Raw genomic sequence first — 23538 nt, 5'->3', positions numbered from 1 at the left:
CTGATCTGCGATTGAATTGCATCAACATTCTGCAAGTAGGTCGCGACTGCGGCTTGATGCCACCTCAGCTCGTCGGCCAATTGTGGGGTCGCTCCGAGCCGCTCGGCGGCCCTGCTCGTTCCTTCAGCTTGCAGGTCCGGGTCGCATTCCGTTGGCAATCGGTATCCGGCCGTCTCTCCTGAGAGCCTACCGGGAAGCGGTCGGTCGCCGCACTCGGCGCGAATGCGTTTTGCAAGTCATCAGGCCTTGAGCCGTTTCACGGGTTGTAAAGCGTCCAGGTGAGGAAGGGCGCGGTCTGAACCGCGAAAATTCCCACCATCGCTACGAACTGAACCCAGACCTTGCGCGACGAAAGTGCGAGCAGGGACAGAAGGAGAGAAACCGACAAGTTTCGGTACGGCTGAAAGCTGTCGAACGCCGTCGACCCGCGATCGATCATGTTGACGGCAATGCTGAGGACGAAGCCGATCGTGACGAGCGCCCAGATGTGCACCCGTGACTCAAAGTAGAACGTCCGCAGGTCGATCCCTTGTTCGGGCACGTCGTCAGGAAGGACCGAGACGATCATCAGGACGTTAACCGCCAGGAAGGCGAGCTTCGGCAGGAACTGAAGGATCGAGATCGATTGAACGCCGCTGAACCAGACATAGCAAAGCCACCAGAAGAGCACGGCACCGAATAACATCAGCAGGGCCAGAAGTGGGGTCAGCCAATCCCATTTAACCCGCCTCCAAGCGCGCAACAGCTTATGAAAACTCGCAAGCAGGTCCGTTATCGCGAGGCCAAGCAAGAGAGTGACGAATGCCAAGACATATTCGCTGACGCTCATTGGGCCCCGCCCCGCCTGCAATGCTGCTACAGGCCTTTATGGCTCGCACGTCGCGGGCCTGACCGCAATGGGTCGAACGCTGACATTGTCAGGAATGAGCGGAGACCGGCAACTTTCTGAACGGCAAGCAATCGGAGTTATTCGCAAGGAGGAGCGACAGCGACATTTCCACTATCGCCCCCTGACCTCCCCGAGTGATTGCGTGGCTACATCGTCTTGGCGACGTAGGGGATTCGCTTGATCGCCAATTTTTCGCCCGTGTCGCTCACGGTTTCTCCCGAAGCGCCAACATCGAGTTTCGGGTCGGTCCAACAAATTTCCTCTTGCTTCGTCATGGCGCTGGTGAAGCAGGCTTTGCCGTCTTTCATCACTACAGTTCCATGATCGATATGTTCGGCGCCCGAGGTTTTGATGTAATTGCCCTTGGCATCGATGGACTCCTGCATCGGCTTGCCATCTTCGATATATTCCCAACTGGTTTCGTTGATCGTGGAGCCGGCGGGCTTCGAGCATGCAGCGAGACCAGAAATCGCAGCAACGAGAATGAACCTTTGCATCGTCTTTCTCCACCACTTGGTAGAGCGACAAGTATCAGGCTCCGGAGGCGACTGCGAATCCAATGCAAGCCTTCTTGGCTAGCGCCGAATGTCTGCAATACGCCAAAAGTGACATTCACCGCCGCGCGCGCAATTTCGACCCGCAGCAGCGCGAGCAATCAAAACTTCTTCTCATTGTTTATACTCTGGACATTTCAGGGCAGTTTGCTTATGTTCTGTGGGTCAAAGGAGTGACTGTCGCCAATGGCCGAAGCATTGCAGCGCGAAAGGGCGATTTCGACCAACGACCTCGGCGGGCCGGCTCTGCGGGGATTCTTCAACATCGCCAAGCAATGGGAACTTTCCGAGGCTGAGCAGATGGCCATCCTCGGACTGAAGAGCCGTTCCACGCTTCACAGCTGGAAGGCTGGCAATGTCTCTAAGATCAGCCGCGATACGCTGGAGCGCATTTCCTATGTTCTTGGCATCTTCAAGTCGATCAACATCCTTCTTCCGATCCGAGAGCGGGCAAACGCCTGGATGCGCAAGCCCAACAAGGCGCCGCTATTCAACGGCCAGACGGCGCTCGATCGCATGACCTCCGGGAACGTGAGCGACCTCTACGTCGTTCGCCAGTACCTCGACGCTCAGCGAGGATAGATGGTCAGCCTGCATTGCTACGAGCCGCCGGTGGCGGCAACGGGATGGCGCGTCTATCGCATCATCCCCACCATCTTCCCGCCCGTTTCGATCTTCGACGACATCGCGAACCAGGAGGATCTCGACGCGCTCTACCAAGTCGAGGATCTCACCAATGACCGCGTCCGCGAGGAGATTGGTCAGCTTCAGTTGGTTGCGCCCGAAGACCGTGTGGCTGGTCCGGGCACGACCCCGATTATGGCGGCCTTTACTCACCTCAACCCAACTGGGTCGCGCTTCACTGATGGAACTTACGGCGTTTATTACGCCGCCACGGAACTAGAGACAGCGATTGTCGAGACCAAATACCATCGCGAAGTGTTTCTCGCTGCCACCAACGAGGGCCCGATTGAGATCGACCAGCGCGTCTATGTCGCGACGATTACCTGCGACCTTCACGATCTTCGGACTTGCCAAGGAACCTTCCCAGAGATTCTGCATCCGACGGATTATTCCGCCGGCCAGAAGCTCGGCGGTCGTCTCCGCAGCGAAGGTTCGAACGGCGTGATCTACGCCAGCGTGCGCGCTCCAGGTGGCACCTGCGTCGGCGTATTCCGTCCGCGCTGCCTGGCAGACTGCAACCAAGAGAGGCATCTGACGTATCGCTGGGATGGTGAGCGCATCAACGAGATCTACGAGAAATCGGGATACCGTGCAGTGTAGTCCCTCCAAAGCACCACGCCTTGGAGCTTCATTCGCTAACCAACGAGGGAGTTCGTTAGGTCAGCAATAGGTCGAAAAGCTGAGCCAGAGGTCTGACTGGGCGGCGTGAATGACATCTCGTCACTGTGCGAATAGAAATGATCTACTTTTCTGCAGCTCTCAGGCGGCCTTCGACGAAGCGACCTCGCGTATGGAGCGCTCGGCAGGAACTACGCGATTTCGTCCTTCCTGCTTGGCCCGATAAAGGGCGCGGTCGGCGTCTGCCATTCCGTCCTTGGCTTTTGAAGTCTCTGAAATCGTCGAGACACCGAGCGACGCACTAACGGGAATCCCGTGGCGATCGGAAAGACGCTCGATGCGATTGCGCAGCAACTCCGCCTTGGCTGTCGCTTCCTCGAGTGAGCAGTCCGGTAACAGCACCACGAGTTCTTCGCCGCCATATCGACAGGCGATGTCACACGGTCGGATCGTGCCCAGAATGGCCGTCGCAGCTTCTGCCAGGATCACATCGCCCATGGCGTGGCCGTGCTCGTCATTTAGCTTTTTGAAGTGGTCGAGATCGATCATCACGATCGAAAGCGGGGACCGTGTCCTAGATGCTTGATCGGAGTAACGCTCCAGCGCATCCTCCATGTACCTGCGGTTGTACAGACCGGTGAGTGCATCGCGCAAAGCTTGGGTGCGTAGTCGCTCCCGTAGGGCCAGATTCGATAGCGATAGCGACATCGCGTCGGCTAATGCGGTCGCGAGGACGGCTGTCTCCTGAAGTTCGGCGGCGGCCTCCCCTCCGTCTCGCTGAATGAGCAACAGGCCGTAAATTTCCCCGCGGGCCATCATGGGTATTTCCATGGTTACAAGTTCGGACTGCTGATGGTCGCAGCACAGGGCATTCTGTTCGATGAGATTGAGATGCGGCTTGCCGCGCTTGATTGCCCAGCAATCCTGTGGCGAGATTGTCTCCCTTGGCATTGCTCTTTCTGGCCAATCCCACGACGTAGACAGTTCAAGCCGGTCACCGGAATTGTTGAAGATATAGAGGGCCCCGCCAAAGCCCGGCATCAGCGAGGTGGCGGTAGAACGTAGAACAGAATTTGCGTCCGCATGGCCAAGGGCGCTCTGCAACATGTCGGTCATCTTGAACAGAAGCTCGATATGGACGCGCGCCTGATGCGCCTCGGTAGCGGATGTTGTCCGGCGCCGCAGTTCCCGCAGAATATGAGGAAAGGCCGCGCAGATTACGCCAAGCAGCGAGAGGTCCAACGTAAGTTCAAGGGGATAGGAAAGCTTCTCAAAGGATTCGCTGAAGAAGCCCGCATGGTCGAGCACCTTGTGAAAGATCATCGCGGTTACAATCATGGCGATTACCGCGAGATAGGACACGAACAGTCGTTCTGAGGCGCGGCCGTTCGTCGACGGCAGCTGAACTTGCAGAGGCATGCTGGGACTTTCGAATAAGGCGTGTGACGACTAGGTCCGAATGGTCAACAAAGCTCGAAGGTTCGATCCATTTTGGTGCTACTTTGGGCGGCAGAGTTCTCGTGCGGGCCGTCAAAATGATAGAGCGCACTCCCCTCTTGGGTCGCGTCAAGTTGAGAGAGCCCGGACGGATCGAGATCCGCCATCAACGATAGGAACTCGTGCCGCTTGAAGACGGCTTATCGGAGTCCTGACGCCAATCCCTCGTCACTCCTGCGGCCCCGAGCGACAGCTCTTGTCCGTCCGAGGCTATAAGTTGGGTGTAGTGGGTGGGCGCGTTTAACGTTCGATAAGCCCAACTATCCCCGGGGCTCGCGTCGACCTCGGCTTATCTCTATCCTGAGCGACGTGACCAATCCGCGAGAAACGAACACGGATGGAGTGCGGCCGGAGCGCAGGGTCGAACGGCACATGCCGAGGCCGGCAAACGTCCGTCACGGGCGTTACATACTGTTCGTCTCAATATTCGCCTTTGCAACTCTGGGCTTCCGGATGGCTGTCCCCTGGGACTACGCAATCGCCGTCGGCTTCGATGTTGCTTCTCTGATCTTCATTCTAAGCGCGGCCGTGAATTGGCGGGCCGGTCGACCTGGGGCCATGCGTGATCAGGCGCTGCGTGATGACGTGGGTCGATCGGCACTGCTGCTGTTGACGGTTGCCATCCTGTGTCTCGTCCTTGGCTGCATCGGCAGTCTTCTCGAACGGCGCACGCATCTGGGACCAACCGAAATCGGGATTGTCGTGGTCACGCTCGTCATGGCCTTCCTGTTTGCGAACCTGGTCTATGCTTTTCATTATGCAAGGATGTACTACGATCAATGCGCAGACGGCGCGGATAGGGGTGGCTTGGCCTTTCCCAGTGGTAGTGATCCCTCCTTCGCGGACTTCGTCAACTTCGCCTTTGTGCTCGGTATGACCTATCAGACAGCCGACGTCGGCATTACCCGGTCGGATATCCGACGGGTCAGCACGGTTCACGGCCTTGTGGCGTTCTTTTTCAATATCGGGGTGCTCGCCCTAACAGTGAACGTGGTCGCGAGCGCACTCTGACAATCTGACGACAGGCCTGCCCCGCCTATTGCCTAGCGAGCTTGACCATTTCTGGGCCCGCGTGGTGAGGCCGATTTGCGCTGTGAATCGTCAAGGCTCCGGAGATGTTATCGATAGAGGTCTGAACGCTGCGAAGGGCATGTCATAATGCGCGGCTGACGCGAGCCGGTCGAAAACTGCCTCGTCGGACAGGCCCGGGGCGACAGCCATGAACGGTAGATTGGCACTCTCAGCGAAGCGGGATCAACACTTCACTGCGCCTTAGCGGCGGCGGGATCATGGGCGAATTGTAGAAAGCAAATTCGGCTTCGGCGTCACCGCGCTCGTCACGCTTTGCCAGCCAGCCCCGCAGCAGGTTCTCATGCTCGGCGAGACGAGCATCGTCCGCCACCCCGGCGAACTTGACGGCCGCGACCCGGCGGGCAGGAACTTCTACTAGCGCGACCCCTTGCGGCGCCTCTGGTAAGTCGCCGACCGTTCTTCCCTCGGGCATAACAAAGCGCATTCTCCAGCCGCCTTCGACCGCATCATCGAAGAGAGGAGGATCGCTCCCCATGGGGTCGCCGGCGTCCTGAAGTACCGGAACGGTCATTGGCAGGGCCTCCCCTCCCCGCGATTTGGCGAATATGTAATCTGCGAGAACTCTAAACCCTTCGGAGAGAGCATCTTTCCTCGGTCCTCGGACCACTGTTTCGGCCACAGTGATTGACGGATAATCTCGGATTTCAAAATCGCCATCGCTCATCAGGACGCGATATTCGGGTCCAGGGGTCGCCTTTTCCCGGAAATAGTAAATGGCGGCACCTCCGAGCAAGGTTGCCCCTAACGCGGCCCCTGCTAGCGTCGTCTTGCGCATCTTCGCCTCTCCTCTACTGTTTCAAGCGGGCGAAACGGCGCGGCGTTCCCTCGGTTTCTGGGACGTCACCGATTTCGCCGCGAATTATGCGCGTTCTAGCTTCGCTTAAGCGCTAACTTGGCGGGAAAAGCGAACGGCCTTCCGTTGACGTGAGCAATAGCAGTCTGGTGGGGATAGCCGCGCTCGCGACGTGTCCACGCCATGGCTTCTGAGCGGTTGCATCGAGATGTCGAAATGGCGGTCAGTTATGCTATAATGCCGATGGAAAGGCTGACATTAGCATTCGCCTTAGCCTCGGCGTAAACCGCTCGGCGTGACCGACCCACCCACCACGCGCGTCCACCGCCAGACTGATCCATCTGCCGGAGCGCCGGCAACAGGCTCAGACTTCGATGATCAAGAATTCGAGATTGTCTGGACGTGCCCCATGCATCCCCAGATCCGGAGGTCGCAGCCGGGGAACTGTCCGATCTGCGGCATGGCGCTAGAGGCCCTTGAGCCAAGCCTCCACGAAGGTCCCCATACCGAGCTTTTGGACATGAGCCGGCGCTTCTGGGTGAGCACGGTGTTCACTGTTCCCCTCGCTGCCCTCGTTATTACCTCCGAGTTTTTCGGCTTCGAACTGTTGCCCATGCGCACTTCGATGTGGATCCAGCTGGCGCTTGCCACGCCGGTCGTCATCTGGGGAGGCCGGCCGTTCTTCGAGCGGTTCTGGGCGAGCCTGAAGAACCGCCATCTCAACATGTTCACCTTGATCGGGCTCGGCATCGGCGTGGCTTATGGTTACAGCCTCATCGCAACGGTCTTCCCGCACGTTTTCCCCGCCTCTCTCAAGACCATGGGCGGACTCGTGCCTGTCTATTTCGAGGCAGCGGCGGTCATCACAACCCTGGTCCTGCTTGGCCAAGTGCTCGAGCTACGTGCAAGATCGGCAACTGGCGCTGCGATCAAGGCTTTGCTCGGTCTTGTCCCCAAAACAGCGCGACGGGTCCGCGACGGCACCGAGGAGGACATTCCGCTGGCGCATGTCCACGTCGGTGACCTGCTACGCATTCGCCCTGGCGAAAACGTGCCGGTCGACGGAGTGGTTGTCGAGGGCCACAGCTCGGTCGATGAATCGATGATCAGTGGCGAACCGGTGCCTGTCGAAAAGCTTCCAGGCCAGACGGTAACGGGAGCAACGGTCAATGGAACCGGAGGCCTGCTGATGCGGGCCGAGCGCATCGGCCGCGACACGATGCTGGCCCGGATCGTGCGGATGGTCGCGGATGCTCAACGATCCCGCGCTCCGATCCAGAAACTGGCCGACCAGGTCTCGGCCTGGTTCGTACCGGGCGTAGTACTTGTAGCGATCGCGGCCTTCATCGTGTGGAGCCTTTTCGGCCCCGACCCTCGCCTCGCCCATGCGTTGGTCAATGCCATCGCCGTCCTGATTATCGCGTGCCCGTGCGCGCTCGGCCTCGCGACACCGATGTCGATCATGGTTGGAACAGGCAGAGGCGCGAGGGTTGGCGTGCTGGTCAAGAACGCTGAAGCGCTCGAACTAATGGAAAAGATCGACACGCTGGTGGTCGACAAAACGGGTACGCTCACCCTAGGCAAACCCAAACTCGTGTCGGTAAGGCCGGTCAACGACTTTGACGAAGCCGAGGTATTGCGCATGGCTGCCGTGCTGGAGCGAGGCAGCGAACACCCGCTTGCAGCAGCGATTGTCGGAGGAGCCGAGAATCGCGGCCTTGAACTTCAATCCAGCAGCGAGTTCAAATCGATAACCGGCAAGGGTGTCACCGGAACGGTCGATAGCCGAAAGGTTGCCCTAGGTAACAAGGCGCTTCTCGCCGATCTGAAAATCGACACTTCGTCGCTGGAATCTCAGGCCGATGAACATCGCGCCGAAGGCGAGGGCGTCATGTTCGTCGCCATTGACGGGAAGCTCGCCGGCTTAATGGTCGTCGCTGATCCGATCAAGGACAGCGCCGCTGGCGCAATCGCCGAACTTCAGCGCCACGGTGTCCGCGTGGTGATGATGACCGGGGACAATCGTCGCACAGCTGAGGCCGTCGCTCGCCGCGTCGGCATTGATGAAGTCATGGCTGACGTATTGCCGAGCCAAAAGCAGGAAAAGGTGGAGACCCTTCGCAAGCAGGGCCGCCGCGTCGCCATGGCTGGCGATGGCATCAACGATGCCCCTGCGCTGGCTGCCGCCGATGTCGGGATCGCCATGGGCACCGGGACCGACGTAGCCATGGAAAGCGCCCATGTAACGCTCGTCAAGGGTGATCTGACTGGCATCGTTCGCGCTCGCAAGCTTAGCCAGGCCACCATGCGCAATATCCGCGAGAACCTTTTCTTTTCATTCGTTTTCAATGCTGCGGGAGTGCCGATCGCGGCTGGCGTACTTTATCCGTGGTTCGGCATTCTGCTGTCTCCAATCATTGCAGGAGCGGCTATGTCCTTCAGCTCGGTAGCTGTGATCGGCAATTCGCTACGGCTCAACCGGGTGAAACTATGAGAGCGATTGCGCCGCCAGCAGGCGAGATATGTCAGAGCGGCCATATCCACAGGTCGTCGGCGACTGGATCGAAATGATGTCCGTCCTTTGCCTTGCAAGATTGATCGCCGTGCGACTGGGCCTGGCACTTCTGCTGGTCGGCCTGTCGGCCCCAGCGATGGCCCATAAGGGGCACAAAAAGGAGCAGCCCGCCGCCGCGCAGGTAGTTCACCCTGGCGCTGCCCCAGCCCCGCCGGCGGCCACGCAGACGCATTCCGGGCACAACCAGGTAAACGGCATGATGGCGGACGCCGAAATGGACCGATCAGAAATGCCATTCTTCGTTAGGCTGCTCGACTGGTTTGGGCGACTTCATCCGGCGATCGTTCATTTCCCGATCGCCTTTTTCCCGGCGGCGCTGTTCACGGCGATCGTCGGTCGCAGGCGGCCAGCATTCGCGGCCCCGGTTCAGTTTCTTGTGGTCGCGGGCGGGATCTTTGCCCCGATCGCAGCGGCGGCAGGCTGGATTGCCGGTCTGAGTGCTGAGCCTGACCAAGTCCTCACCTATCATCGATGGCTGGGTGTGGCGCTTGGGATCGCGGGCGCCGGACTGGGCGTTTGGGCATGGAAACGGCCATGGGAGGATCGCGGCACTGGCATGATTGCGGCATTGACCCTCATGACCGCCGCAATAGCAGCGCAGGGGTTCCTGGGCGCCGCCGTTACGCACGGTATGGAACATCTTATGTTCTGAGCGCAGTTGGCCCCGGCCAGGAGCGGTCAACAACCAATCTGAACGGAGTAAAGAATGAGAAGGATAATCTTGAGTTTTAGTCCGATAGTCCTGGTCCTGTCGCTTGCCGGCTGTGACAGAGCGGACCAACCGGAGAATAACGTCGTCGCCGAAGACCTGAACGTGATCGCGAACCTGGAGGAAGCGCCTCCGGTTGCGCCGGCTGAAAATATCGCGCCCGAAGACAAGGCGAGCGAGACGCGCCAACCAGAGCCTGCAGCGACGAAGCCGACTCCAATGACGGCCCCTCCAGCAAAGCCGAAGCCAGCTCCGCCGGAGCCCGAGACGAAGCCCACAGCGGAACCCAAGGCTGCGGATCCCACCTGTGCGCCTGAGCATCGAGCCGCGGGACATTGCTAGGAAGTCTAATGACTAGATGTTGACGGTGACGAGACCATCGGCTTCGATGGGCAGCGACCGTTGATTGCCCCGCCTAGCGCGCTAGGCGGGACTATCTCCATCCAACAAATCGGAAAATCTCAGTAGCCGATGCGCACCCATGTGATTGCCCGCAAGTCCCACAAGTGGGTGGGCCTGTTTATCGGAGTCCAAGTGGTCATATGGTCGCTCAGCGGCCTCTACATGACGGTGGTCCACATCGACACCATTCACGGCGATCACCTTGTCCGCACGCTTCCACAGAAATATGCTTTTCCAGCAGATCTCACAGATCCGTTGACGGTCGTCGCCGCCAATCGAGGGCAGAGCGTGAGGCTGGCATGGGTACGTAACCAGCCAGCCTATGTTGTGAAGCAGGACACGGGCGAAATAATAGTCGACGCCAGGACCGGTCAGCCGGTCGCGCCGCCAACGGAAGCGGAAATCCGCTCTATCGCAAAGCAGATTTATACCGGTAGCGAGCCAATCGCCTCGATTTCATTGATAAGGCAAATCCCCGGCGAGATCCGCGGCCGCAAACCGCCTCTTTGGCGGGTTGAGTTCGACCACTGGAACAAGCCGACGTTCTACCTCTCACCGACCACGGGGAGCTGGTTTCCCGCCGGCATGAGCTTTGGCGAATCTTTGACTTCGTCTGGATGCTTCACATCATGGACTTCGAAGAGCGCGAGAACGTGAACAACCCGCTACTCCGCGTCGTTACATGGGCGCGGTGCTGATGGCTCTCTCCGGCGCCTGGCTGCTGTTCTACGCCTTCCCCAAGAAGAAAAAGAAGAAGGCGGCGCGAGCATGACAATCAAGTCCGTCTGGCTCCGCAAGATCCACAAGTGGGTCGGCCTCGCTATCGGTCTCCAGTTCGTGATTTGGGCAATCAGCGGAACAGCGATGGCGCTGCTGCCAATGGACGAGGTCGCCGGAGGCCAAATGGCTGACCAGCCGAGCCCGCCACCTCCGAGTGGCGGCGAGGCCTGGATAAACATTCAGAAGGAACTTGGCGACCGGCCAATTACCAAGCTTTCACTCCGTGCGCTGCCACAGGGGCCGACAATTGAAGTCGCAACACCCCAAGGCGTCCGCCTTTTCGATGCCGAGAACGGCCGGCCGATCGTGATCGATGCCAAGGCTGCCAAGTCCATCGCCGTTGCAGCGCATCCTTCGGGCGCCAATGGGGCCACGGTTGTCCCACTCAAGGAATTGGTCCTGTCGGTGCGCGAACATGAGCTGCCGATTTGGCAGATCGACTTCACGGACGAGGCGCGTAGCAGCTACTTTGTATCCGGAACCACCGGCGAAATTCTCGAACGCAGAAACGATAGCTGGAGATGGTGGGACTTCTTCTGGATGCTCCACAACATGGACTATGCGAACCGGACCAGCTTCAATCATCCGCTGATCATCACGGTGGGATTTGCAATGGCGTGGCTCGCGGTGACCGGTTTCTGGCTCCTCTTCCGCACGATGTGGCGTCATGACTTCGTGAAGCTGAGGCGCATTTGGGAGCGCGGCTCCCCGGTTTAGTGGGGACGACGCCCAACTCGCTCTACTCCCCAGCTTGGTAGGCAAGGAGTACGCCGATCATTCCGCCGGGCCCAGCCAGGCCCGACGGCTCAGCCGCCCAACGGCTACCTCACTTCTTCGGCGCTGGCTGGGCCTTCTGCATTTCCTCGTGCTTCATGTGTTCCATCATCATGGACATCATCTCCTGACATTGCGCCATGTTCGCCATCATCTTCTCGCGCATCGCCGGGTCGGCCATCATGGCGTGCATGTCATGCATGCCAGCCATGCCTTTCATCGTACCTGGTGGTTGGTTAGGCGTTGACGGCATTGCATGCTGATGCTCGGTAGCCTGAACGGCCCCTTGTGCGCCCGCGGCTGCAACGCCGATGCCTACGGCGAATCCCACTAATCCTGACCTGAGGCTTTTCATCGTCTTCTCCTTGCGTAGAGGTCCTGGTCCTCAGCGTCGGTCGAGACCGGCGAAGAGATTGTAGAGAGCGGCAATCAACCCGCCCGAAAGCGATCCGGAAAGCGATGACCACAGGCTGCCTTCGATCAATGCGGCCAGCGATTGAGCTTCGGATCGCGTGAATAAACCGATGTAACCGTGGGTGGGGCCGGAGGGCGCGACGAACGTTCCCAGCCAACAAAAAACAAAGATCAGCCCGGCTGCGGAGCCAGTCGTGGCAGCCAGTCGCACAATTCCGACGTGGCTTACTAACCGCTGCTTGTAGGCGTGAGGTCGCGGTGAAAGTGCACTCATGAATGCCTCTGGTTACGCCGAGCTCTAACTGCCGAGCTACACACCAAATCTAGTCGTGGGCGACCGCTATTGCTTTAGGTAATAGTGCGTAGCGCTTGAGCGTACGGCCATTAAAACCGGAAAATCCGTGATGAGCGCCAATTGAAAATCGCAGGGCCAGCAGGGAAAGCTGGTGGCAATAGCTCGAAGAGGGCGAACCGGCGCCCGAAATTAACTACGCGTTAAATGTAATGCTTTGCGGTTGCGCTTAGAGGGCCTACGCTCGCTCGGCCATGTTGAGTTGCGTGGCGGCAGTTGGAGGGACGACGCTTGAGCGGCCGACGGGGTCAATCGTGTTGTCCCGAGGGGGAATCCACGGATGAAAACTACGACACGCAGCATGCTGCTCGCCAGCCTCAGTTTGTCTCTATTTGCCTGCAACCAGGGAAATCAAGGAAGCGCTCCCGCTACCCAGGAACAGCCCGCCCTTGAGGCCCTCACAGGAAGCTGGATCGTCGATCTGGCCAGCGCAAAGTTCGAAGGCAAACCGAACGAATTCATAATCGCAAACGGTACCTATGACTGCATCACCTGCACACCACCGCTAAAGGTTGCAGCCGACGGCCAGTTTCACGCGGTAGCTGATCGTCCCTATTACGACAGCATGTCGGTAAAATCTGTTGACGACCGCACCGTTGAGTTCCGGCGCCGGAAGGGCGATCGTGAAGTCTCATCGACGAGCATCCAGTTGTCGCCGGACGGGAATGTGCTGACGACCAAGTTCAGGGACGCGACTAACCCAGACGTCCCGGCGATTGAAGGAACGTCAACTTCGAAACGCGCCGGCCCTGCACCCGCGGGGGCCCATGCGGTGTCCGGTCAGTGGATCCCCGATCGTTTCCAGGACTATTCGAAGGAAGCGCTGAAAGTGACATTCAAGATCGACGGGGACAAAGTGACCATGAATTCGCAGGGGAGCAGCTACATAGCTCAGCTCGGCGGGCCTGCGGTCCCAATCAAAGGTGATACGGGCGGCACGATGATCGCGGTGGCACGCGAAGGCTCAAACGGAATTCGCGAAACCAGCACCAGGGACGGCAAGGAAGTGAATATCAGCGTCATCCAGCCCTCTGCCGATGGAAAATCCGTGACCGTCACGAGCACCGACCCACGCGACGGATCGAAGACTACCTACACAGCGAAGAAGCAAAGCTGATCATAAACTGGCCAGTCGCATCGGTGAATATGCGGCTGGCCGTTCGTTCCTGATTAGAGCCCATGGATCTACGTCCACGTATTGGCCTAATCGGTCTACCTTAACGGTCTGGTGTCGCCGGCGCGAAACAGTTTGCGCTAGGCACTCACTCAGGTTGGATCGCACCCTGGGGCTGGTTGCCTTCCTCTTTGGCCTGCAGTGCTTCCCTGAATTCATTGAGCCTGGCCCTGTAACCCTCGGCGTCTCCATATTCGGCGAATTGCCAGTAGCGGTCATGGGGACTCGGGATTCGCAGCGCATGTTTAATCGGGCACCAATATTGCTCGGTGCGGCTGGCGATTTCCCGGGCATAGGCAATCACACCGTTGCAGTAACTGCAGAATTCACAGTTCAGTGCCTCGATCCAATTGAGATAGCGCAGTTTGCTGCGATCGAGAGCGATATACTCCGACCGCCTGACGCGGGGGATCCGATAAATCCGAAAACAACCCGCTTGATAGGCGCTGACCCACAAGTCCAGCAGGACAAAGGGGATGATCAGCGAATAGACCAGTGGTGCACTGAGGATTGTTGGCCATCTGCTCTCTGCAAGGAAGCGAGAGACGCCGATTTTGAGGCGCTCGTGCTCGGCCGTGACGCCGTTTTCAAAAGTGACCAGCCGCTTGTGTACGTCCCAGCCCCACTTGCGCCGGCGTTTCTCAAGTTCCTGGTCGAGCTCTGCCTGTAAAGCGACCAACTGTCCGGCAAGTTCAAGGATGCGTTGCATGCTGTTCCCCCCACCCTCTGATCGGGATTTACTTGCCAGACGGGTGGTCGCCCAACGATCCGCAGTTCTACCTAGCAGAAGACTTTCGGGACGAGCCGTGGAGTGCTTCGCGGGAACTGCTTTCCGGCCTTCCGCTGTCATGATCTCCGCCGGACTGAGGGTTGGCTTGATTTTCATAGAACTCCGTTGCCGACGCAGTCTGGATCGATCTGAGTGTCTGGCAATCAGTTCACCTCGCCCCATATGACGGCAATGATTCTCCTCTCAGTCTTGGACTTGGCGCCGATCGCGGAAGGCAGCGATGCTGGCACTGCGCTCGGTAATGCTCTCCAACTCGCGCGGCACGTTGAGCGACTTGGCTACAAGCGCTTCTGGATGGCCGAGCATCACTCAATGCCAGGAATTGCGAGCGCCGCGACGGCCGTGGCACTGTGCCATGTTGCTGGCGGCACTTCGACCATACGGGTCGGCGCGGGCGGAATAATGCTTCCTAATCATTCCCCTCTGCAGGTCGCCGAGCAGTTCGGCACATTGGAAGCATTGTTTCCAGGCCGTATCGACTTGGGCCTTGGCCGCGCACCGGGAACCGACCAGGCAGCGGCCCAAGCCATGCGGCGGACGCTGGCCTCTGATCCGCATAGCTTCCCGCGCGACGTGGTTGAGCTTCAAGACTTTTTCGAGAAACCGCGAGCGGGTCAGCGTGTGCGTGCTATTCCCGGTGAGGGCCTGAAGGTCCCATTATGGATCTTGGGGTCCAGCTTGTTTGGAGCCCAGCTGGCTGCCCAGCTGGGACTGCCTTACGCATTTGCTTCGCATTTCGCGCCCCAGCAGATGATGGAAGCCATCGCCCTATACCGCGCCCAGTTCCAACCGTCGTCGCAGCTCGACAGGCCTTATGTCATGCTCGGCTTCAACGTTTTCGCGGCCGACACGGATGCCGACGCCCACTTGCTTGCCACGTCACTGCAGCAGGCGTTCGTGGCGCTTAGAACCGGAAACCCCGGCAAGCTGAAACCCCCGGTCCCCGACTACGAACAATCCCTTCCAATGGAGGCCCGCGCCCTCCTGCGTGGCTTACTGCAATGCTCGGCAATTGGTTCTGCGGAAACCGTAAGGGCCCAAACTCTCGCGTTCGTCGAGCGAACGGGTGCTGATGAATTGATGGTGACTTCGCAAATCTTCGATCATCAGGCTCGTCTCAAGTCCTATGAGATCCTGGCCGCCGCGATGGCTGAACGAGCAGCCGCTTGAGGCCTGGATCGCCAGAAACGCTGCAGGCTTTGACTTCTCCGCGTTAACTGCCACATAGGCACCATTGTGTTCCAAGTCGCATTCCCTCGCTTTCTTTTGCACGCAGGTCAGCTCGCCGCGCGAGCTTGACCCCGAGTCTTTCGGACTCGGGGCAACCAATGCAGCCAATTGAAATTGATGGAGTTTGCCATGGGCAACAATGCGGGCGCACTGCGCCCTCCGGTGTACCTGTTAGAAACGGAATATGACGTGGTGGCGGGCCTCGCCTTGCAGGCCGAGCACCGTTCTCCAGCGCTCGCCGCCATGCTTCTTGAGGAGCTCGACCGAGCTACCCTTCACGGCCCTCGGGCCTGCCCAAGGACGCCGTGACGATGGGTTCGGAAGTCGAGTTCATCGATGATAGAAACGGGCAACTGCACAAGGTCACAATTGTGCTTCCGGGCCAGGCGAATATTGCAGAGGGACGGATTTCGATCCTCACTCCGATGGGCATTGCGCTTTATGGTCTTCGCGCAAATAGCTCGATTGAATGGCCTGATCTTCAAGGCAACGATCGTCGTCTGCGCATCTTGAAGGTCACTCAGCCGGACAACCTTCGCTAGCCCGTGAGCAGCGCCAAATCCTTCCGGCGCGGACCGAAGCGAAAGCTTAGGATTCGCGCCGATGCCCCCTTCGCGATAAGACGGCTCATGAGCCGGGGAGCTTCTCCATTGTTTTTCACGCGTTTCACGGCGCTGGCGCTTAGCGCCGTCACAGCCATCGTCTCCGGGTATTACCTTCCGGGTGTGTGGGCAATTCCGCTGTTCTTGCTGTCCGCTTCTCTCACGGCGGTCGGGCTGTACGACCTGTTTCAGCCGCTGCACTCGGTTCGCCGAAACTATCCCATCATTGGCCACCTTCGCTGGTTCTTTGAGGAAATCCGGCCCGAGCTTCGCCAGTACCTGATCGAGGGCGAGCATGACGAGACGCCTTTCTCTCGGAGCCAGCGATCCCTTGTCTATGCCCGGTCCAAGAACGAGAGCAGCGAACGCGCGTTCGGGACTTTGCTCGATGTCTACGAGAATGGCTACGAGTTCATCGGTCACTCGACCCGCCCCGCGCCGGTGAGTGACCCGGCACTTTTTCGGCTCGTGATTGGCAATTCCGAATGCCGACAGCCCTATTCCGCATCGATCTTCAACATATCCGCCATGAGCTTCGGCTCGCTAAGCGCCAACGCAATCCTCGCTCTCAACAAGGGCGCCCAGATGGGGAACTTCGCTCATGATACGGGCGAAGGCAGCATAAGTCCTCACCATCGCGCGCACGGTGGGGATCTCATCTGGGAAATCGGAAGCGGCTATTTCGGCTGTCGCACGGCCGACGGAAACTTCGATCCTGTGCGCTTTGCCGAGCAGGCCGCCAGCCCCCAAGTGAAGATGATCGAGATCAAGCTGAGCCAGGGCGCGAAGCCGGGACACGGAGGTATTCTTCCCGCCAAAAAGGTCACCGAAGAAATTTCCCTGACCCGCGGCGTGCCGATGGACGAGGATTGCATCTCGCCATCACGTCACCGCGCATTCTCAACGCCGCTGGAGTTCGTGGAATTCCTTCAGAAGCTCCGGAATCTATCGAAGGGCAAGCCCGTCGGATTCAAGCTTTGCATCGGCCATCCCTGGGAATTCATGGGCATCGTGAAGGCGATGAAGGCAACCGGAATCTATCCCGATTTCATCGTCGTCGACGGCGCCGAGGGCGGTACGGGCGCGACGCCACTGGAGTTCGCCGACCACCTTGGAATGCCCATGCGCGAAAGCTTGCTCTTCGTACACAACACGCTTGTCGGGACCGGTATCCGCAATCGCATCAAAATCGGCGCAGCTGGCAAGGTCGTGAGCGCGTTCGATATCGCCGCCGTCATGGCCTTGGGCGCCGACTGGACCAATGCCGCGCGCGGTTTCATGTTCGCCTTGGGATGCATCCAGTCGCGCACGTGCCACACCAATCGATGCCCCGTTGGCGTTGCGACTCAAGACCCGATCCGGCAGCGTGCTCTCGTCGTTCCCGACAAGGCTGAGCGGGTCTTCAACTTTCATCGCAACACGCTGGCGGCGCTTGCCGAGATGATCGCCGCTGCGGGTCTGGAGCACCCCGAGCAATTGGGTCCCCATCACCTGGTACGCCGGGTAAGCCTCACGGAAATTCGCCTGTTCTCACAGCTTCACATCTTCCTCAAAGATGGCGAGCTCCTCTCTGATGACCACAGCAGAGATTTCTACAGTGCTGCCTGGAGGCACGCGCGCGCAGAAAGTTTCCAGCTAGCGACGCACTAAGGCGAGCGAGCAGGCCAGTTACTGCGGCCTTGGCAGTAACAAGGCCAGGAGCTTCGCGCGGCATTCGCCGTCGATGATCCCGTCGATCAGATCAGGACGAAAGCGACGCTGGAAGGCAATGACCGCCTTTTGTTGGTCAGTCACGTCGTAGCCGAATCTTTCGAGGGCAAGCAGGAAAGCCGCGTCGGTCCAGAAAGGATCCAAGAGATCTCGAGTGGGGCTCGGCAATGCCAGCCGCCGTTTCGCCAGTTCCCACCAGGGGAAAAGCTCGCCAGGATCTTCCTTGCGCGCCGGCGCGATATCGGAGTGGCCGACAATGTTGCCCCGGGTGATTCCGTGCCGGTCCTTGATGTCGGATAGTAAGGGCAAAAGCGACGCAATCTGCTCGTCGGGGAACGCACGGTAGCCGAACTCGTGACCGGGATTGACGATCTCGATGCCGATGCTCGCGCTGTTCACGTCCGTGATGCCGCGCCAGTAACTCTTGCCCGCGTGCCATGCCCGCTTCTCTTCATCGACCAGGCGATAGACGGTACCATCCTCGTCGATGCAGTAATGTGCCGACACCTTTGCATCGGGGGATGTCATCCGATCGAGCGCGCCCTGGAAGTCGGGCATACCGGTATAATGAAGGACGACCATCGTGACCGGGAGCGCCCGCTCGTCGAAATTGGGCGAGGGACAATCGATGATCTTCATTTCAAAAGCAGGCAACATGGCTTGCTCGGCGCGTCAAGCCCGCAAAGAGGTGAATTCAGGCCACGCGCCTATCCGCCTGTTCGTGGTCGGTCCGACGATAGAAGCCGCGATTGACACGGTCTGCCGCGAAGCGCTCGGTCTGCCCGATCACCGTTTCCCCTGCCCCGAGCATCAGCGCTCCGTCCGGAGCAAGCGCCGAGGCCAACCGCTCAAACGCCAGCGTGCGCTTCTCGGGACTGAGGTACAACAGCACGTTGCGACAAAGGATGACGTCATATTTCTGTTCACCGCCGAGCGGCGGATCGAGCAGGTTGTGAACGGCAAAGCGGACATTGCTGCGGAGCTGCTGGGCCGCGCGCCACTGGTCGCCATGCTCCTCGAACCAGCGGATCATCTGGGTCACGCCGAGGCCGCGCTGAACTTCGAATTGGGTGTAGCTCCCTTCCCGCGCCCTGCGGATCGCCTGGCCAGAAACGTCGGTCCCGACGATGTCGATGGTCCAGCCCTGCCACTTGAGAGGCTGTTCGGCGAACAGCATTGCCAGCGAATAGGTCTCTTGCCCCGTCGAGCAGCCTGCTGACCAAATGCGAAGCGTGCGCTTGTCCTTTCGGGCGTCCGCGAGTTCGGCGAGCATTTTTGCCTGGAGCGAGTCGAACGGCACCCGGTCGCGGAAAAAGTAGGTTTCGTTGTTCAACAGCGCCTCGACGACAAGGGATGCAAGGGCAGGCTCCTTCCCCATGACGAGGATGGTAATGAGCTCGTCCAGATTAGAGATGCCGCGTTCGCGAAGCAGCGACGAAAGCGCAGTTTCCAATCGCCAGCGTCGACTCATTGTCAGCTGTTGGCCGGTACGAGCCTCGAGCAACCCGGCGAGGATCCGGCAACTACTGTCACTGACGTTCATGAGGCCTCGCGAATTCGGTCGGCGATACGCTCCGCGATCGCTTTGGGCGGAAGGATCGCCGACGGCAGGCCGGCCTCGGTGACGGCACGCGGCATGCCCCAAACTGCGCAGCTTGCCTCGTCCTGGACCATGACACAGCCACCTGCGGAAACCAGGGCTCGCGAGCCTTCCAGCCCGTCCCTGCCCATACCTGAGAAGACCACCCCAAGGGCCTCGCGGCCGAGCATTGCACCCGCAGAGGCGAGCATCGGGTCGACCGACGGCAGGCAGCCACTCGCGGAACGCTCGCGCTCTAGCCTCACGATGAGGTGGCCGGCATGCATGTCGACTCTTATGCTGGCATCCCCCGGGGCGATTACCACCCGGTCAGGAAGAAGACGAAGGCCGTCTTCCGCGATCAGCGCCTCGCGCCGGGCAGAAACCCCGAGCTGGCGAGCGAAGACTGCCATGAACGGTTCGGGCAAGTGCTGCGTGACGAGAATCGGCGCTCCGATCCGGTCGGGCAGGTGATGGAAGAAGGTACCAAGAGCGTGAATGCCACCAGTCGATGCACCCAGAGCGAGCAGCCGGACCGGGCCATCGACCATTGGGTGCGGCGCCGGTGCGGGCCGACTGGGCTCGTCGGCGGGCCTGGTGAACGGCTCGAACTTCGTCCGCCCAAGGGTCCTGAGCTTACCCAGCAAGACCTCGGAGAAAGTGCCGTTGAACCGGCCCGTGCCGGGCTTCGGAAGGGTATCGGCGGCGCCCATCGAAAGCGCTGCGACGGTCGCGTCGGCGCCCTCCTCGGCAAGCGTAGAAACAATCAACACCTGGGCGCCCCGCGCGGCCTCGAGGATTGCAGGGATCGAACGAAGACCGCCTGCGCCTGGCATCTCGAGGTCGAGCATCACCACGTCCACGCGCGTCTTGGCCAGAGTTTCGATGGCGTCTTCCGCGGTTCCTGCCACCGCCACGATCTCGAACCCGCCGTCGCTTTCGATCATCCGCGACAAGACGGCCCGCGCGACCATCGAATCGTCGACGATCATCAGGCGAATCGGCGGCTGCCCCTGGGGCGAACCGCGTCCTCGATCTACTGCGAGCGCGGTGGACATGATCTGGGCCGGATCAGGCGACGCCGACCAGCTGGAGCTTGATATGCAAGGTCTCGCGGTCGAACGGCTTCATTACGTACTCGTCGGCACCAGCTTCGAGCGCGGCGCGGATGTGCGCCATGTCGTTCTCGGTGGTGCAGAAAACGACTTTCGGCTGGTCGCCATGTCCCCGCTGCCGAAGCAGCTTTAGGAACTCCATCCCGCTCATGACTGGCATGTTCCAGTCAAGCAGGACGACGTCGGGCATCGCCTCTTCGCAGCGGGTCAGAGCCTCACGACCGTCACCAGCCTCTTCGACCTGGAATTCCAGCGTTTCGAGGATGTGGCGGGCGACCTTTCGGATCACCTTGCTATCGTCAACGATCAGGCACGTTTTCATGATCAAATCCCGTTGCAATTGCCGCTGTTTAATTCGGCAAGGGTAACCATAGGCTTAAGCTGCCTTGCTCTCGGATGGGGCACCCGAGACGATTGCGGCGATGTCGATCAGGAGCAGGGGCCCCTCCTCGGTCTCCACCATCCCCAGCGAGGCGCGTTCCCACCCTTCGCCCATTGCGGCGCGGACAGCGACGGGCTCCGAGAGGCCCTCCACCACATCCTCGACGCTATCGACGATCAGGGCGTAGTGATGCCCATCGATCTCGACGACGGCGGCCTCGCGGATGCCGTCGCTGCAGTCGCTCTCACCGAGCCCGAGCGAACGCTGCGTGTCGATCACAGTCAGCACCCTGCTGCGCAGGGCGCTCAGACCCGCGACATGGGCGGGGGCGCGTGGAACAGCGATCAGCGCCTCAAGTTCCACAACCGATTCGACCAACGCGGCAGGCAAGGCCACGCGGCTGCCGGCGATCGACGCAATGAGAAGAAGCTGGCTCATCGTCCCCCTCCGCTTGCGGATACGGTTTTCAGCGCGTGGATCAGGGCCGCTCGGTCGTAGCGGTAGATGCTGTCCGTACCCTCGGCGCATTCCGGGTCATTGCGAAGGACCAGCACCCGGCCATCCTTTGCTTGTGGGCGCTGCGTGTCATCAGAGACGATGACGAGGTCCGCGTCGCACTCATCCTTGTCGCCGACAACACGATAGCCTGCCGCCTCGACGATCGGGCGGAGCATGTTCTGCATCCAGGGGTCTCCGCTTGGGATCCGGCAAATTGCCGGTGGACTATCGGTGCGCGCTTCCCCGGCGTGGGTCGCGAAAAGCCAGTGGGCGTCGAGAAGTTCAGCTGGCTCGCCAGCGAGCAAAGTAACACCGGCGACCTCGCCAGACGACGCGGCGGGGATGACCTCGGCATCGATGGCCACGAGGTCGATGACCTCGCCAAAGGCGTATCCGATCTCGCTTGAACCGTCGCTCAATCGGAAAACCCTGATTTTCTCTACGCCTTCCGGAACGGTCCCGGCGAGCGGAAGGATCGCCTCGCCAAGCTGGACCCGGGTCTGGCCGGCGGATTGCCCAATGGCGGCGGCCGGAACTTCGTCGATGCGATCGACCAGGGCCAGGCGGACCGCACAGCGTCGGCCGTCCAGCGTCTTGAAGAGCAGCACATTGTCATCGCGCACAACGTCCGTGTCGGCCGCATTGTCGACGATGCGTGCAGCACGCTCCTGCGCCTCGAGGCGGATTCCACCGACTTCGGCGAGACCGGCAGGATCAAACAGCAGAATAGGACTGCCATCGTCAGCGAGGGTTGTGCCGGCATAGAGCCCGGTTGCCATCACCGCCGGAGCCGCTGGCTTTACGACCAGCTCCTCGTGGTCGTGGATGCGGTCGACCGCAAGTGCATAGACGTCGCCGCCTGCCGGTCGAATGACGACCAAGGTGCGCTCCTCGTCAGGCACTTCGCTGGCAAGTCCGAGGACTTCCGCAAGCGAGATTTCCGGGACACGGCGGCCGCGGATGGTCGCGACCCCTGCCCCGCCGAGATGGTCGAGCGTGACCGATGAGCCGTTGGCGCGCACGATCTCGTCAATGGCGGCACGCGGAATAGCGAAGTGCTGGCTGCCTATGGACACAGTAAGCGCCGGGATGATCGTCAGCGTCAACGGAACGCGAAGGGTCATTCGTGTACCGGTGCCAGTGGCCGAGTCCACCTCGACGGTGCCACCGATCCGCTCGATGTTGGAACGGACGACGTCCATACCGACCCCGCGGCCTGAAATGGCCGTGACTTCCTTTGCGGTAGACAGTCCCGCCTCGAATACCAGCGCGAGTTGCTCACGTGCAGAGAGCCGAGCGGCCTCAGCCGCCTCCATCACCCCTGCCGCTACGGCCTTCTGGACCAGCTTCGAGCCGTCGATGCCTTTACCGTCGTCGACGATGTCTATCAGGATCTGGTTGCCGGACTGGCGCGCGCAAACGCTCAGCAGCCCAATTTCCCGTTTGCCGGCCTTCAGTCGTTCGGCGGGCGTCTCGATGCCGTGATCGACGGCGTTGCGAATGATGTGGGTCAACGGATCGCGGATCATCTCGATCATCTCACGATCGAGCTCGACGTCGCCGCCTTCGATATCGACCAGGACCTGCTTGCCAAGCTCGGCCGATAGATCCCGGACCATCCGCGGCAAGGCGATGAAAAGATTCTCGATCCTTTGCATGCGCGTGCGGGTCACCGCGTCACGCATCTCTGCGATGATCCCGGAGAGACGTTCGAAAGCGCCATCGACCTCGACCTCGGTTTCGGTGACCCGAAGACGACGCGCCAGCTCATTGCGCGCTAGCACCATGTCACTGACGCCGGACATCATGCGATCGAGGAGCTCAACCGAGAGGCGGATGGTGCGCGGTGCCGCCCCCTGTTGCTGCACTTGGCCCTTGGTTTCCGGGGCAACAACCGGTGCGGCCACGGTTTGTGGCTCACTCTCGGCAGAAAGAGCCTGGATTAAATCGCTGTCGTCGCCCTCCGGGATGCCTTCACCCCGGTCGATGGACGAGACCATGTCGCCAATCCGGTCGATGACGGCCAGCACAGCGCTCACCAGTGCCGCGTCGGTGGCGCGGCGGCCAGCGCGAACGTCGGCCAAAGTGTCTTCGGCGGCATGGCTCAGCGCCTCGAGGCGCGGAAAATCGAAGAAGCCGCAGTTGCCCTTCACCGTGTGGACGAAGCGGAAGATGGAATCGAGCCGAGCACGGTCGTCTGGGCTCGCCTCCCAGGCGACGATTTCGCCGCCAAGGGCTTCCAGCATTTCCCGGCATTCCGCCACGAAATCGGCAATCAGGTCGTCCATTGTCCAACAGGCCCTACGAAACTTTGTCGCGGACCTT

At 60.1% G+C, this 23538-nt stretch carries 22 protein-coding genes and 1 pseudogene; 11 read left to right on the top strand and 12 right to left on the bottom strand.

The annotated features are described in order from the left end of the window. Positions 1-256 precede the first annotated feature (256 nt). Both G7076_RS04875 and G7076_RS04870 read right to left on the bottom strand, forming a co-directional pair. A complete protein-coding gene (locus G7076_RS04875; RefSeq protein ID WP_166200889.1) occupies positions 257-829 on the bottom strand; it encodes a hypothetical protein in 573 nt (190 codons plus the stop codon). A gap of 206 nt (positions 830-1035) precedes the next feature. Next, positions 1036-1386, bottom strand: coding sequence for a hypothetical protein (locus tag G7076_RS04870; RefSeq protein ID WP_166200887.1), 351 nt, complete (start codon positions 1384-1386; stop codon positions 1036-1038). Positions 1387-1629: 243 nt separating this feature from the next. On the opposite strand from G7076_RS04870, the gene G7076_RS04865 reads away from it, so the two are divergent. Together G7076_RS04865 and G7076_RS04860 are read left to right on the top strand one after the other, a co-directional pair. Then, positions 1630-2025 carry an MbcA/ParS/Xre antitoxin family protein gene (locus G7076_RS04865; protein WP_166200885.1) on the top strand — a complete coding sequence of 132 codons (396 nt, stop codon included), beginning with the start codon at positions 1630-1632 and terminating at the stop codon, positions 2023-2025. Beyond that, positions 2026-2727, top strand: coding sequence for an RES family NAD+ phosphorylase (locus tag G7076_RS04860; RefSeq protein WP_166200883.1), 702 nt, complete (start codon positions 2026-2028; stop codon positions 2725-2727). Between the two features lie 159 nt (positions 2728-2886). On the opposite strand, the gene G7076_RS04855 is transcribed toward G7076_RS04860, so the two are convergent. Next, on the bottom strand, positions 2887-4164 hold the full coding sequence (locus tag G7076_RS04855; protein ID WP_166200881.1) for a GGDEF domain-containing protein: 1278 nt from the start codon (positions 4162-4164) through the stop codon (positions 2887-2889). Between the two features lie 387 nt (positions 4165-4551). Here G7076_RS04855 and G7076_RS04850 point away from each other — a divergent pair, with 387 nt between their 5' ends. After that, positions 4552-5253 carry a DUF1345 domain-containing protein gene (locus G7076_RS04850; RefSeq protein ID WP_166200879.1) on the top strand — a complete coding sequence of 234 codons (702 nt, stop codon included), beginning with the start codon at positions 4552-4554 and terminating at the stop codon, positions 5251-5253. Between the two features lie 229 nt (positions 5254-5482). Here G7076_RS04850 and G7076_RS04845 read toward each other — a convergent pair whose 3' ends face one another. Beyond that, positions 5483-6109, bottom strand: coding sequence for a heme-binding protein (locus G7076_RS04845; RefSeq protein ID WP_166200877.1), 627 nt, complete (start codon positions 6107-6109; stop codon positions 5483-5485). 412 nt (positions 6110-6521) lie between these two features. Here G7076_RS04845 and G7076_RS04840 point away from each other — a divergent pair. The 4 genes and pseudogenes from G7076_RS04840 to G7076_RS04825 form a co-directional block, all read left to right on the top strand. Continuing rightward, positions 6522-8621: pseudogene (locus G7076_RS04840) on the top strand (copper-translocating P-type ATPase); the annotation flags it as partial. 28 nt (positions 8622-8649) lie between these two features. Beyond that, entirely contained in the window at positions 8650-9354 is a 705-nt protein-coding gene (locus G7076_RS04835) for a DUF2231 domain-containing protein (RefSeq protein WP_166200873.1), read from the top strand. Between the two features lie 528 nt (positions 9355-9882). After that, positions 9883-10470: a hypothetical protein gene (locus G7076_RS04830; protein WP_240913878.1), complete on the top strand. Its 588-nt coding sequence runs from the start codon at positions 9883-9885 to the stop codon at positions 10468-10470. 111 nt (positions 10471-10581) lie between these two features. Continuing rightward, complete coding sequence (locus G7076_RS04825; RefSeq protein WP_166200871.1) at positions 10582-11310, top strand: PepSY domain-containing protein; 729 nt, start codon at positions 10582-10584, stop codon at positions 11308-11310. Between the two features lie 109 nt (positions 11311-11419). On the opposite strand, the gene G7076_RS04820 is transcribed toward G7076_RS04825, so the two are convergent. Further along, positions 11420-11722 carry a hypothetical protein gene (locus G7076_RS04820; RefSeq protein ID WP_166200869.1) on the bottom strand — a complete coding sequence of 101 codons (303 nt, stop codon included), beginning with the start codon at positions 11720-11722 and terminating at the stop codon, positions 11420-11422. 712 nt (positions 11723-12434) lie between these two features. Here G7076_RS04820 and G7076_RS04815 point away from each other — a divergent pair. After that, positions 12435-13250: a hypothetical protein gene (locus tag G7076_RS04815; protein WP_166200867.1), complete on the top strand. Its 816-nt coding sequence runs from the start codon at positions 12435-12437 to the stop codon at positions 13248-13250. 145 nt (positions 13251-13395) lie between these two features. On the opposite strand, the gene G7076_RS04810 is transcribed toward G7076_RS04815, so the two are convergent. Continuing rightward, a complete protein-coding gene (locus G7076_RS04810) occupies positions 13396-14016 on the bottom strand; it encodes a hypothetical protein (RefSeq protein WP_166200866.1) in 621 nt (206 codons plus the stop codon). A 252-nt stretch (positions 14017-14268) separates the two neighbouring features. On the opposite strand from G7076_RS04810, the gene G7076_RS04805 reads away from it, so the two are divergent. The 3 genes from G7076_RS04805 (at position 14269) to G7076_RS04795 (ending at position 17579) form a co-directional block, all read left to right on the top strand. Beyond that, positions 14269-15267 (top strand): LLM class flavin-dependent oxidoreductase, encoded by a 999-nt coding sequence (locus G7076_RS04805; protein ID WP_166200864.1) that lies wholly within the window; start codon positions 14269-14271, stop codon positions 15265-15267. 371 nt (positions 15268-15638) lie between these two features. After that, positions 15639-15869, top strand: coding sequence for a GreA/GreB family elongation factor (locus tag G7076_RS12395; protein WP_240913877.1), 231 nt, complete (start codon positions 15639-15641; stop codon positions 15867-15869). 87 nt (positions 15870-15956) lie between these two features. Then, entirely contained in the window at positions 15957-17579 is a 1623-nt protein-coding gene (locus G7076_RS04795; RefSeq protein WP_240913876.1) for an FMN-binding glutamate synthase family protein, read from the top strand. An 18-nt stretch (positions 17580-17597) separates the two neighbouring features. Here the strand turns inward: G7076_RS04795 and G7076_RS04790 are convergent, their stop codons facing one another. From G7076_RS04790 to G7076_RS04765, 6 genes are read right to left on the bottom strand one after another with little or no spacing between them, the layout of a single operon-like run. Next, a complete protein-coding gene (locus G7076_RS04790) occupies positions 17598-18278 on the bottom strand; it encodes an N-acetylmuramoyl-L-alanine amidase (protein WP_166203370.1) in 681 nt (226 codons plus the stop codon). Positions 18279-18333: 55 nt separating this feature from the next. Beyond that, complete coding sequence (locus G7076_RS04785; RefSeq protein ID WP_166200862.1) at positions 18334-19182, bottom strand: protein-glutamate O-methyltransferase CheR; 849 nt, start codon at positions 19180-19182, stop codon at positions 18334-18336. Beyond that, on the bottom strand, positions 19179-20276 hold the full coding sequence (gene cheB / locus G7076_RS04780) for a chemotaxis-specific protein-glutamate methyltransferase CheB (RefSeq protein WP_166200860.1): 1098 nt from the start codon (positions 20274-20276) through the stop codon (positions 19179-19181). Before cheB ends, G7076_RS04785 begins: the two co-directional genes overlap by 4 nt. 13 nt (positions 20277-20289) lie before the next feature. Beyond that, positions 20290-20655: a response regulator gene (locus G7076_RS04775; RefSeq protein WP_166200858.1), complete on the bottom strand. Its 366-nt coding sequence runs from the start codon at positions 20653-20655 to the stop codon at positions 20290-20292. A gap of 54 nt (positions 20656-20709) precedes the next feature. Continuing rightward, positions 20710-21153 (bottom strand): CheW domain-containing protein, encoded by a 444-nt coding sequence (locus tag G7076_RS04770; RefSeq protein ID WP_166200856.1) that lies wholly within the window; start codon positions 21151-21153, stop codon positions 20710-20712. Next, positions 21150-23501, bottom strand: a complete 2352-nt coding sequence (locus tag G7076_RS04765; protein WP_166200854.1) for a chemotaxis protein CheA — start codon at positions 23499-23501, stop codon at positions 21150-21152. Before G7076_RS04765 ends, G7076_RS04770 begins: the two co-directional genes overlap by 4 nt. Between the last annotated feature and the right edge of the window lie 37 nt (positions 23502-23538).

This window comes from Sphingomonas sp. HDW15A, from assembly GCF_011301715.1.
Lineage (GTDB): Bacteria > Pseudomonadota > Alphaproteobacteria > Sphingomonadales > Sphingomonadaceae > Sphingomicrobium.
Note: the sequence above shows the minus strand (reverse complement) of the source record. Positions and strands in the feature narration are given on the sequence as shown.

Excerpts from the sequence above, each read along its gene's own strand:
- G7076_RS04775 (WP_166200858.1), bottom strand. The coding sequence starts at position 20,655 with ATGAAAACGTGCCTGATCGTTGACGATAGCAAGGTGATCCGAAAGGTC.
- G7076_RS04790 (WP_166203370.1), bottom strand. The coding sequence starts at position 18,278 with ATGAAGATCATCGATTGTCCCTCGCCCAATTTCGACGAGCGGGCGCTC.
- G7076_RS04855 (WP_166200881.1), bottom strand. The coding sequence starts at position 4,164 with ATGCCTCTGCAAGTTCAGCTGCCGTCGACGAACGGCCGCGCCTCAGAA.
- G7076_RS04785 (WP_166200862.1), bottom strand. The coding sequence starts at position 19,182 with ATGAACGTCAGTGACAGTAGTTGCCGGATCCTCGCCGGGTTGCTCGAG.
- G7076_RS04770 (WP_166200856.1), bottom strand. The coding sequence starts at position 21,153 with ATGAGCCAGCTTCTTCTCATTGCGTCGATCGCCGGCAGCCGCGTGGCC.
- G7076_RS04765 (WP_166200854.1), bottom strand. The coding sequence starts at position 23,501 with ATGGACGACCTGATTGCCGATTTCGTGGCGGAATGCCGGGAAATGCTG.
- G7076_RS04865 (WP_166200885.1), top strand. The coding sequence starts at position 1,630 with ATGGCCGAAGCATTGCAGCGCGAAAGGGCGATTTCGACCAACGACCTC.
- G7076_RS12395 (WP_240913877.1), top strand. The coding sequence starts at position 15,639 with ATGGGTTCGGAAGTCGAGTTCATCGATGATAGAAACGGGCAACTGCAC.
- G7076_RS04830 (WP_240913878.1), top strand. The coding sequence starts at position 9,883 with ATGCGCACCCATGTGATTGCCCGCAAGTCCCACAAGTGGGTGGGCCTG.
- G7076_RS04815 (WP_166200867.1), top strand. The coding sequence starts at position 12,435 with ATGCTGCTCGCCAGCCTCAGTTTGTCTCTATTTGCCTGCAACCAGGGA.
- G7076_RS04810 (WP_166200866.1), bottom strand. The coding sequence starts at position 14,016 with ATGCAACGCATCCTTGAACTTGCCGGACAGTTGGTCGCTTTACAGGCA.
- G7076_RS04795 (WP_240913876.1), top strand. The coding sequence starts at position 15,957 with ATGAGCCGGGGAGCTTCTCCATTGTTTTTCACGCGTTTCACGGCGCTG.
- G7076_RS04860 (WP_166200883.1), top strand. The coding sequence starts at position 2,026 with ATGGTCAGCCTGCATTGCTACGAGCCGCCGGTGGCGGCAACGGGATGG.
- G7076_RS04820 (WP_166200869.1), bottom strand. The coding sequence starts at position 11,722 with ATGAAAAGCCTCAGGTCAGGATTAGTGGGATTCGCCGTAGGCATCGGC.
- G7076_RS04805 (WP_166200864.1), top strand. The coding sequence starts at position 14,269 with ATGATTCTCCTCTCAGTCTTGGACTTGGCGCCGATCGCGGAAGGCAGC.
- G7076_RS04825 (WP_166200871.1), top strand. The coding sequence starts at position 10,582 with ATGACAATCAAGTCCGTCTGGCTCCGCAAGATCCACAAGTGGGTCGGC.
- G7076_RS04835 (WP_166200873.1), top strand. The coding sequence starts at position 8,650 with ATGTCAGAGCGGCCATATCCACAGGTCGTCGGCGACTGGATCGAAATG.
- cheB (WP_166200860.1), bottom strand. The coding sequence starts at position 20,276 with ATGTCCACCGCGCTCGCAGTAGATCGAGGACGCGGTTCGCCCCAGGGG.
- G7076_RS04845 (WP_166200877.1), bottom strand. The coding sequence starts at position 6,109 with ATGCGCAAGACGACGCTAGCAGGGGCCGCGTTAGGGGCAACCTTGCTC.
- G7076_RS04875 (WP_166200889.1), bottom strand. The coding sequence starts at position 829 with ATGAGCGTCAGCGAATATGTCTTGGCATTCGTCACTCTCTTGCTTGGC.
- G7076_RS04870 (WP_166200887.1), bottom strand. The coding sequence starts at position 1,386 with ATGCAAAGGTTCATTCTCGTTGCTGCGATTTCTGGTCTCGCTGCATGC.